The sequence below is a fragment of the Alcanivorax sp. genome (genome assembly GCF_014762765.1).
Lineage (GTDB): Bacteria > Pseudomonadota > Gammaproteobacteria > Pseudomonadales > Alcanivoracaceae > Alcanivorax.
In genome coordinates this window covers 1-2093 of sequence record NZ_JABURH010000007.1, presented here as the reverse complement: position 1 = coordinate 2093, position 2093 = coordinate 1, and the positions used below count along the sequence as shown (strand labels likewise).

Below are 2093 nucleotides of genomic sequence, written 5' to 3'. Positions count from 1 at the left end.
GGGTCGCGGACCACGAAGTGGTGGATGGCGTGGGTGCTGCCGAAGTTGAAGCAGAAGGCCTGCAGGGGCCACAGCCACCAGACGTTGAGCACCTGGCATTGTTCAGTGATCTTGCCGGGTTCGTTGTCGCCGTAGTAATGCATGTTGGACGAGATGAAGTGCAGGCAGAAGGTGCGCAGCATGTTGGGGGCGATCAGTACCACCACCAGCGGGGTGATCCAGCTGAGCTGGGCGCTAACCACTTCCGGCCACGGGATGCTGCTGCCGGCCAGCCAGGCGGCGCCGTTGAGCAGGTGGTAGAGCACGAAGAAGTGCCAGATGGCGTGGACGATCACGCCCAGGGGGTTGTAGCTCACCAGGCCGATGAGGCGGAAGTTCTTCAGGTCTTTGCGAGTGATAACGCCGCGGCGGTAGAGCTTCAGGGGTTCGGTCAGGTATTTCACCGCACGCAGGTACACGGCGAGCATGTTGTCGCCCACCATGATCAGGCGCTTGAGGCCCCACTTCTCACCATTGGTGATGCCGCGCTCTTCCAGGTCGGTTTCGCTGCCGGAGTGCTTGTGGTGATGGAAATGCAGGTGGCGGCGTACCCAGGGGTTGATGGTGGTGGGGCGCCACAGGTAGACGCCGAGCATCATCAGGTGATGCACGAGCTTGTTCTTCTTGAAGTACATCCAGTGGATCAGGTCGTGCTCCAGTTCATGGAGCAGCGAGGTCCAGAAGGCGGTAAGGACAATCACCAGCCAGGCGGGCATGATACCTTGCAGGTACAGCACCGCATTAAGAGTGCAGCCGGCAATGGCCACGGCGAAGATGGTGAAGCCGATGGCGTTCTGGTGCTTGAGCCAGCCGTGCCGTTGCCGTATATCATCACTGATCGCGATGATGGCCTGTTGCACTTTTTTGTCGGTGGAGGATTTTCCACGTGGGGGTGTTGTTGCCATGAGAGTGCTCCTTTTCTCGATGGGGACCACTCTAGGGGGCGCTGGCCAGTAAAACTCGCCCTTGCCCGCCAACCGTTTGACCGGGGACGCCAATGAAAGAAGAAAAACAGGCGGTGGCCTTGCTGATGGCGCCATTGCTGCACCTGCTCCACGAACGGGGCCTGGACGGCGAGGCGATCCTGCGCCGCCACGGGCTGGACCCGCAGATGGTGCGGGACCCGGAGGCCCGGCTGGATGCGGCGGTGTCCACGGCGCTGCTGGATGACTGCCTGGCCCAACTGGGCGATCCGGCCATGGGTATCGAGATTGCCCGCCACGCCCAGTACAACACCTTCGGGGCCCTGGGGCTGGCGGTGGCGGCGGGGGGCGATCTGTACAGTGTGCTCAACCGCATTACCCGCTTTCATCGCCTGATCAGCGACCTGGTGCGCACCGAGCTGACCGTGGATGACGCCACCGTGGCCCTGCAGTTTTCCTCCAACACGGATCACCAGCCCCACCCCCAGGCCATCGTCTTTGTCATGGCCACTATCGTGCGCTTGCTGCGTATCCGTATTGACCGGGACCACAACCCGGTGGCGGTGTCCGCCCCGGACTGGATCGAACCGGGCCTGCGCCAGGCCATGGGGCGCTATTTCCGTTGCCCGGTGACGGAGACGGATCACTATGCGCTGGCATTCGACAAGGCCAACGCCCAGCAGATGCTGGACGCCAGCGATACCCAGCTCGCCGCCATGCTGGATGCCACCCTGGCCCAGCGCCTGGCGGACTCGGAGCGGGGCTCGCTGGCCAGCAAGCTGACCCTGTGGATCGAACAACGCCTGCCCGACGGCGAGCCGTCCCTGACGGAGGCGGCGGCGGAATGTTGCATGAGCTCACGCAGCCTGCAGCGGCGGCTGGCCGATGAGGGGTTGAGCTGGAAACAACTGGTGGAAGACACCCGCAAGATGCTGGTGGAGCGCCACCTGCGTACGCCGGGGATGACGGTGACGCAGATGGCCTTTCTGCTGGGGTTCTCGGAAGTGAGCGCGTTTTCCCGGGCGTTCAAGAAATGGTTCGGGGTGTCGCCGAGTCAGTTTCGGTAGCTAGGCGCGGTAAAACGCTCAACCGTGCGGGTTTTTCTGCGGCCCCTTCGCGATGCGAGCATCG

At 63.0% G+C, this 2093-nt stretch carries 2 protein-coding genes; one reads left to right on the top strand and one right to left on the bottom strand.

Annotation, left to right across the window (positions count from 1 at the left end; translation table 11 throughout):
• Positions 1-944: fatty acid desaturase (locus HUJ17_RS00070; RefSeq protein ID WP_290508805.1), on the bottom strand; the 944-nt coding region annotated here is incomplete at its 3' end.
• Positions 945-1036: 92 nt separating this feature from the next.
• On the opposite strand from HUJ17_RS00070, the gene HUJ17_RS00065 reads away from it, so the two are divergent.
• Positions 1037-2029, top strand: coding sequence for an AraC family transcriptional regulator (locus tag HUJ17_RS00065; RefSeq protein ID WP_290508804.1), 993 nt, complete (start codon positions 1037-1039; stop codon positions 2027-2029).
• The last annotated feature ends 64 nt before the right edge of the window (positions 2030-2093 follow it).